This window comes from Saccharopolyspora sp. NPDC003752 (assembly GCF_053605825.1).
On the sequence record NZ_JBSGJZ010000045.1, the window covers coordinates 56,121 to 62,484 of the forward strand.

The window sequence follows — 6,364 nt, forward strand, 5'->3', positions numbered from 1 at the left end:
TTCTGGGGCCGGCAACCGACCGCCGCCAAAATCGACCACTGTGGACTGTCAGCGCGCGGAGCGCTTCGGGAGTTCGTCCGCGACGAGCCGCACCAGCGATGCGGTGCGGGCGCGGTCCGGCATCGCGTACGGCAGACCCGCCGCGTCGATCGGCGCCGCCGTGACCGGCCCGACGCAGGCGATGAACACCTTGTCGCGCAACGCTTCCCGGAAATCCTCGCCGCGCCCGGTGCGGTCCGCGCGGGCCAGCAGGTTGGTCGCGGCCGGCGCGCTGGTGAACGGCAGCGCATCCACCTCGCCCCGCAGCACCGCGTCGATCAACCGGTCCAATGCGGACAGGTCCACCGGATCCGTCCACCGGTAGACGGTCACCGCCACCACCTCGGCACCCGCCGCCCGCAACGCTTCGCGGAACCGCAGCATCGGATCGCCGTGCACCTGGAGCACGATCCGCTTCCCGGCGAGATCGCGCGCCAGCAGGTGTTCCAAGACCTCCGCGGACTCCTCCGACGGCGAGGTCCAGGACTCGACCAACCCGGCACCGCGCACGGCGCCGCGCGCCTTCGCACCCCGCGCCAGGACCTCGGCCGAACGCAGGTGCGCCAGCAGCCGGTCACCGACGCCGGTGTGCTGCGCCGCCTCGATCCAGCCCCGGAACCCGACACCGGTGACCGCCACCGCGTAGTCGACCGGCGCCGCGAGGACTTCCCCGGTCGCCGCGGCCAGCTCGCCGTCCTCGGGCAGCGGCACCGTGTGCATCGCCGCCCCGAAGAGCACGCGAGCACCGCGGCGGCTGAACAACGACCCGATCTCGGCGGCCTTGCGCTCCGCCGTCACGCCGACGGTGAAGCCGCTCAACACTCCCTGCACCGCCCAATCGTCACACAACCCCGGCGCCGGGCAGGGCAACCGGTCAGAGGACTTCGAGGACCATCTGGGATGCGCGTTCCAGGCCCGTCAGGGTCTGCGACGACGAGCGCGGGTGCAGCGCGTGCACCGAGAGCCGGAACAGCAGGGCCCGCAGCAGGGCCTGCGGCCACTCCGAAAGGTGCGACCAGCGCTCCACGATGGCCGGATCGGCCCCGCCCCACGCCAGGGCGTCGATCACCGCCACCGCCGCGGCCCACTCGGCGGGCCGCCAGTACGGGTTGAAGTCGATGATGCCGGGCGCCACGTCCTCGGCGAACAGCACGTTGCCGAACAGGTCCCCGTGCACCACCTGCGGGCGGAGGTCGACCTCCCGCCGCGACCCGGCGAGCACGTCGTAGAGCCGACCGCCCTTCTCCTGCGGCAGCACGTACTCCTCTTCGCCCCAGGCCATCCGGTCGGCCAGCGCGTAGATGTCCTGCCGCGCCTGCAGGAACCGCGGCCGGGCCAGGAACCGGCTCGCCGAGTGCAGCCGCAGCGACATGGCCACCACGTCGTCGTGCCGCGGCTCGGCCTGGCCTTCGAGGTTCCGGCTGGCCGACCAGCCGGACACCACCCAGCGACCGTCGGTGGAGCGCACCGGGCGGGACACCCGCACGTCGTCGGGCTCCAGCAGGTCCAGGGTCTGCGCCACCCAAGCGGCCTCGGCGGTGTTGGCGGCCGGCTTGAGCACGATCTCACCGCACCGCCAAGCGACCGCGCCGTCCAGCGGCTCGGGTTCTTCGACGCGCGCGCCGAATGCCGCGCGCACGTGCGGCGGTGGCGGCTCCGGCGTGTGGGTCACGGACGAGACGCTACCTAAATGATCGCGATTTCCGTAGCAGGCACTCCGCGCGCCGCATCCGATCCCGCGATTTCGCGACTACCGTGGTGTCTTTTCGGACGACGAACCCGCCCCGCACCTCGGTGCGGAGCGGGTTCGGGGTTCGACCTAGTACGTCGGCAGGCTCGGGTCGACCTGGTTGGCCCAGCCGAGGACACCGCCGCCGACGTGCACCGCGTCGGAGAATCCCGCCTTGTGCAGCGCCGCCAGCGCCTCCGCCGAACGCCCGCCGGACTTGCAGTGCAGGACGATCTTGCGGTCCTGCGGCAGCTCGGACAGCGCCTCGCCGGAGAGGATGCGGTCCTTCGGGATCAGCTTCGAGCCCTCGATCTTGACGATCTCGTACTCGTGCGGCTCCCGAACGTCGATCAGCTCGAACTTCTCGCCCCGGTCGAACATGTCCTTGAGCTCGCGCGGGGTGATCGTGCTGTTCACCGCCGCCTGCTGGGCGTCGCCGGAGAGCACACCGCAGAACGCCTCGTAGTCGATCAGCTCGGTGATCGGCGTGGCGTTCGGGTCCTTGCGGATCTTGACCGTGCGGTAGCTCATCTCCAGCGCGTCGTAGATCATCAGGCGGCCCAGCAGGGTCTCGCCGATGCCGGTGATCAGCTTGATGGCCTCGTTGACCATGATCGAGCCGATCGACGCGCACAGCACGCCCAGCACGCCGCCCTCGGCGCAGGACGGCACCATGCCTGGCGGCGGCGGCTCGGGGTACAGGTCGCGGTAGTTCGGGCCGTGCTCCGCCCAGAAGACGCTGGCCTGGCCCTCGAAGCGGAAGATCGACCCCCACACGTACGGCTTGCCGAGCAGCACCGCGGCGTCGTTCACCAGGTAGCGGGTGGCGAAGTTGTCCGTGCCGTCCAGGATCAGGTCGTAGTCGCGGAAGATGTCGAGCGCGTTCTCCGACGTCAGGTGCGTCTGGTGCAGGTTCACCTTGACGAACGGGTTGATCTCGGCGATCGAGTCGCGGGCCGATTCCGCCTTGGGCCGCCCGAGGTCGGACTGCCCGTGGATGACCTGGCGGTGCAGGTTCGACTCGTCGACCTCGTCGAACTCCACGATGCCGAGCGTGCCGACCCCGGCCGCGGCCAGGTACAGCAGCGCCGGGCTGCCGAGCCCGCCGGCGCCGACCACCAGCACCTTGGCGTTCTTCAGCCGCTTCTGCCCGTCCATCCCGACGTCCGGGATGATCAGGTGGCGGCTGTAGCGCGCGACCTCTTCCTTGGTCAGCTCCGACGCCGGTTCGACCAGCGGCGGCAGCGACGATGCGCCGGACATTCCCAGCTCCTCCTCAATGGTCGGTGCCTGCTGCTCTCGGAGCTTGGCAGCGGCACCTCAAGCGTCCCCGAAGGGCACCCGAACAGGGCCTCACGGAATCTGCAACGCAAGACTCCCCGATGGGCTTCCGCAACCCAAACTACTCCCACGATCCGGGACGAAAAGGCCCGCGAAGATCGGCTCAGCCGCCGGCGGTCGGGAACGGCCAGGCGTTGTACTTGCAGACGAAGCCGTCGGCCGGGATGTCGGTGCCCTGGTCGGCGATCTTGTTCAGCTCGTGCAGCTCGTTGTTGGACACGCTGAACGACTGCTGCATCATCACCGGCGCCAGCCCGCCCTGCACCGGGCAGCCGACGTGCTTGTTGCCGAAGACGTGCCCGACCTCGTGGTTGATCGCGTAGCGCTGGTAGTTGCCGATGTCGCCCTCGAACGACACCGCGCCGCGCACCCAGCGGGCGGCGTTGAGGTAGACCATGTCGCCCTTGCGGCAGGAGCTGTCGTAGGGCACGCCGTTGCTGTAGTCGCAGGCCTCGCGCGCGGTCTGCTGGCTGACCAGGATGACCCGGAAGTCCGGCCGCGGGCCGCCGGCGTCCACGCGTTGCAGCGAGATCCCGCCGCCCTGCGGGTTGGTCCAGCTGCGCGGATCGGACAGCGTGGCCTGCACCAGATTGCCGAACTCGACGTTCGGGTTGCCGATCTGGACGCCGACCTCGATCTCGACGCTGTACCGGTAGAGCTGGCCCGACCCGATCACCTCGGACTTGCCGGGCAGCACCTGGAAGGTGCGCGCGCCGGTCTCCGGGATCGGTCCGCCGGGCGGAAGGTCGGCGGAGAACAGCGCGGGGTTGAAGGTCTGCCCCGGTGGCGCCTCGGTGACGATCGGTTCATCCGGCGCGTCCGAGGCGATCGGGTCGAGCAGCTCGGTGGCCGAACCGTCCCCGGAGGGCCGGACGGTCTGGAACACGACGAGCGCGCTGATCACGATCAGCAGCGGCAGCGCGTAGATCCGCCAGCCGTAGCGCGCGTGGACTCCCCGGCGGCGCCGCCGGGGCCGCACGTCATCGTCGCGCTCGTCCGCATCGTCGACGTCCTCGGGCTCCGGCTCGGAGACGGGATTCCAGGAGGCGGCCAGCGGCTCGCCGCGGCGACGTTCCCCAGAACCCGTGCGAGCGCTCGTCCGCCCCGCCGGTCGGCGGTCGGACGCGGAGGCACGAGATCGCTGCGGCGGACGATTCACGCTCTAAGCGTGCCACAGGCCCTCCGGCACCTTGAGCAACCACCGGCCACTCCGGGTGACCGCAACATCTGGGGCCACTCGGAGCAACGCGAACCGGTCACCACCGGGCGCCGGCCTGCACCAACCCGAGGAACGCGCGGGCGACCACGCGTGGCCGCTCCATCTGGGCAACATGGCCCGTTCGTGGCAGCACGAGGAGCCGGCCGCGCGGCAGCAGCATCGCGGTGCGCGGCGCCTTGCGTACGGTCACGACCCGGTCGGCGCTACCCCACACGACCAGCGACGGAGCGACGACCTCGGGCAGCCGTCGCCACAGCGAGCGAGCGGGCGGGACGAGCCAGGAGCGCAGCAGCTCCACGGTGGTCCGGCCCAGCGCCGGGCCGGACCACGACAGCCGGCTGCGTTCCTCGAACTCCGCGACCGCCTCGGCGAGCCGGTGCGGCGGCACCGCGTCCGGCTCGGCGAAGCACAGCCGCAGCAGCTGCTCGGCCCGGGCCGCCGGCGGCACCATCGCCAGCTCGCGACGCGTGCGGTTGCCGAGGACCGGCACCATCGCCACCGCGATCCGCGGATCGGAGAGCCGCCGCGGATCCAGCCGCAGGTCGGGCATGGCCGGCGAGATCAGCACCAGCGACGCGACCAGGTCCGGCCGCAGCGCCGCCACCTCGATGGCCACCGCTGCGCCGAACGAGTTCCCGGACAGGTGCACCGGCCCGGCGTCGAGCTGCTCCAGGAACCGGATCACCACGTCCGCGTTCGCCTGGCGGGTGAAGGCGTACCCCGGCGGCGGCTCGGAATGCCCGAAACCGGGCAGGTCCAGCGCGATGCTGCGCATCCGCCCGGCGAGCAGGCCGGCCAGATCGGTCCAGTTCGTCGACGAGCCGGCCAGCCCGTGCAGGTGCACTGCCGTCGGCGCCGCCGGCGACGGCCCCGGCGTCTCCCGCAGGTGCAGCCGCAGCGGGCCCGAGCGGGTGGTCAGTTCGGCGTGCCGCCCCGGCGGCGGCTTCGCCGCGAGGTCGATCGGCGGGACGCCATCGGCCACCAGCGGTACCCACGTCAGGTCGGATCGGCCTAGCCGGGATCGGCGGTGCGGCGGAGCGGCGGACGTAGTCGTGGTCACACCCACAGCATGGCTGCCCGCCTGAGCCCGGATTTCGCTACCTGCCTCTACCGGCGAGTAGAGTCATGCCCCACTGGGGGCCGGAGGGCCGCCGAGCGCGAGTGGAAGGAATCGGGTGGAGGCGAGGATGACCGAGACCGCGCAGCCGAGCCGAGGTGTCCGGTTGCCCCGCGACGCACGCCGGGCACAGCTGCTCGAGGCGGCTCAGCACGTTTTCGTGCACAACGGCTACCACGCGGCGGCGATGGACGACATCGCGGAGCGGGCGGGAGTCAGCAAGCCGGTCCTCTACCAGCACTTCCCGGGCAAGCTGGAGCTCTACCTGGCGCTGCTGGAGACGCACGGCAACGAGCTGGTGCGCCGGGTGCGCGAGGCCATCGCGTCCACGTCGGACAACAAGCAGCGGGTGCGGGCCGCGATCGGCGCGCTGTACGAGTTCGTGGCCGGCGAGGGACAGGCGTTCCGGCTGGTCTTCGAATCGGACCTGCGCGGCGAGCCGGCCGTGGAGAAGGCCGTGGAGGGCGCCCTGTCCGGGTGCATCGACGCGATCACCGAGGCGGTGACGGCGGACGCCGGGCTGGACGCGGAGCGCGCGCGGCTGCTGGCGGTGGGCCTGGTCGGCCTGAGCCAGGTGACGGCGCGCTACTGGCTGGACGCCCGGGAGACGATCTCCCGCGACGAAGCGGTGAGCCTGATGTCCACCCTGGCCTGGAAGGGCCTCGCAGGCTTCCCCCTCCAGAACCCCTGACCGTCAACCCGCAATTTCAATGGAAATCAGAGGTCCGATTTCCATTGAAATTGCGGAAGTTGTCCACAGGCAACGGCGTGTCGTGATGCGACACGCCGATGTCCCGCAATTTCCATTGAAATCGAAGGTTCGGTTTCCATTGAGCCTTTTTCATCCTGATCTTTGCAGGTGAGGTGGGCGGGAAGGCGTGTCGCTGCGGGGGAAATGGTGAAGCTCCTGGTAGATGGA

The 6,364-nt window shown here is 70.9% G+C and carries 7 protein-coding genes; 1 reads left to right on the forward strand and 6 read right to left on the reverse strand.

Annotation, left to right across the window (positions count from 1 at the left end; translation table 11 throughout):
• Positions 1-48 precede the first annotated feature (48 nt).
• The 5 genes from ACWEV3_RS36895 to ACWEV3_RS36915 form a co-directional block, all read right to left on the reverse strand.
• On the reverse strand, positions 49-870 hold the full coding sequence (locus tag ACWEV3_RS36895; protein ID WP_452618335.1) for a uroporphyrinogen-III synthase: 822 nt from the start codon (positions 868-870) through the stop codon (positions 49-51).
• Positions 871-913: 43 nt separating this feature from the next.
• A complete protein-coding gene (locus tag ACWEV3_RS36900; RefSeq protein ID WP_132483250.1) occupies positions 914-1,711 on the reverse strand; it encodes a TIGR02569 family protein in 798 nt (265 codons plus the stop codon).
• A gap of 147 nt (positions 1,712-1,858) precedes the next feature.
• Positions 1,859-3,031 (reverse strand): adenylyltransferase/sulfurtransferase MoeZ, encoded by a 1,173-nt coding sequence (gene moeZ / locus ACWEV3_RS36905; protein ID WP_358303760.1) that lies wholly within the window; start codon positions 3,029-3,031, stop codon positions 1,859-1,861.
• 181 nt (positions 3,032-3,212) lie between these two features.
• Entirely contained in the window at positions 3,213-4,268 is a 1,056-nt protein-coding gene (locus ACWEV3_RS36910; RefSeq protein ID WP_452618336.1) for a DUF3152 domain-containing protein, read from the reverse strand.
• Between the two features lie 97 nt (positions 4,269-4,365).
• Positions 4,366-5,388 carry an alpha/beta fold hydrolase gene (locus ACWEV3_RS36915; RefSeq protein ID WP_452618337.1) on the reverse strand — a complete coding sequence of 341 codons (1,023 nt, stop codon included), beginning with the start codon at positions 5,386-5,388 and terminating at the stop codon, positions 4,366-4,368.
• Positions 5,389-5,515: 127 nt separating this feature from the next.
• On the opposite strand from ACWEV3_RS36915, the gene ACWEV3_RS36920 reads away from it, so the two are divergent.
• Positions 5,516-6,136 carry a TetR/AcrR family transcriptional regulator gene (locus tag ACWEV3_RS36920; protein ID WP_093262309.1) on the forward strand — a complete coding sequence of 207 codons (621 nt, stop codon included), beginning with the start codon at positions 5,516-5,518 and terminating at the stop codon, positions 6,134-6,136.
• Positions 6,137-6,152: 16 nt separating this feature from the next.
• Here ACWEV3_RS36920 and ACWEV3_RS36925 read toward each other — a convergent pair.
• Positions 6,153-6,364 (reverse strand): hypothetical protein (locus ACWEV3_RS36925; RefSeq protein WP_452618338.1); only part of this gene is annotated, 212 nt, incomplete at its 5' end.

Bases quoted from the DNA above. Each gene is read 5' to 3' on its own strand.
- ACWEV3_RS36920 (WP_093262309.1), top strand. From the start codon at position 5,516: ATGACCGAGACCGCGCAGCCGAGCCGAGGTGTCCGGTTGCCCCGCGAC.
- moeZ (WP_358303760.1), bottom strand. From the start codon at position 3,031: ATGTCCGGCGCATCGTCGCTGCCGCCGCTGGTCGAACCGGCGTCGGAG.